The sequence below is a fragment of the Stenotrophomonas sp. HMWF003 genome (assembly GCF_003061285.1).
In the GTDB taxonomy this organism is placed as follows: Bacteria; Pseudomonadota; Gammaproteobacteria; order Xanthomonadales; family Xanthomonadaceae; genus Stenotrophomonas; species Stenotrophomonas maltophilia_AP.
In genome coordinates this window covers 3292-3837 of record NZ_QAIW01000426.1, presented here as the reverse complement: position 1 = coordinate 3837, position 546 = coordinate 3292, and the positions used below count along the sequence as shown (strand labels likewise).

The 546-nt window shown below is 70.5% G+C and carries 1 pseudogene; it reads left to right on the top strand.

From position 1 onward, the window contains the following. Positions 1 to 546 (top strand): annotated as a pseudogene (locus DBR34_RS23935) (lyase family protein); the annotation flags it as partial.

Sequence of the window (546 nt, the reverse complement as noted above, 5' to 3'; positions counted from 1 at the left end):
GGGCCGGCTGGGCCGAGGCCTTCATCGACAACGCGATCCGCGCCCACGACACCTTCGCGCTGATCGACGCCAACCCGCTCGGCACCGCCGCCGGGTACGGCGTGAACCTGCCGCTGGACCGCGCCCACACTACCGCCGCGCTCGGCTTTGCGCGCATGCAGGTGTCGCCGATCTACGCGCAGCTGTCGCGCGGCAAGTTCGAACTGGCCGCGCTGGAAGCGCTGGGCGGGGCCACCCTGGACCTGCGCCGCATCGCCTGGGACCTGTCGCTGTTCACCAGCGGCGAATTCGGCTTCGTGGCGCTGCCGGCGCAGTACACCACCGGCAGCTCGATCATGCCCAACAAGCGCAACCCGGACGTGATCGAACTGATGCGCGCCACCCACGCCAGCGTGGCGGCCGCCCGTACCGAGATCGAGCAGCTGCTGTCGCTGCCGTCCGGCTACCACCGCGACCTGCAGAGCAGCAAGGGCGCCATCTTCCACGGCTTCGGCCGTGGCCTGGCCGCGCTGGAACTGCTGCCGGCGTTGCTGGCCAACCTGGAAT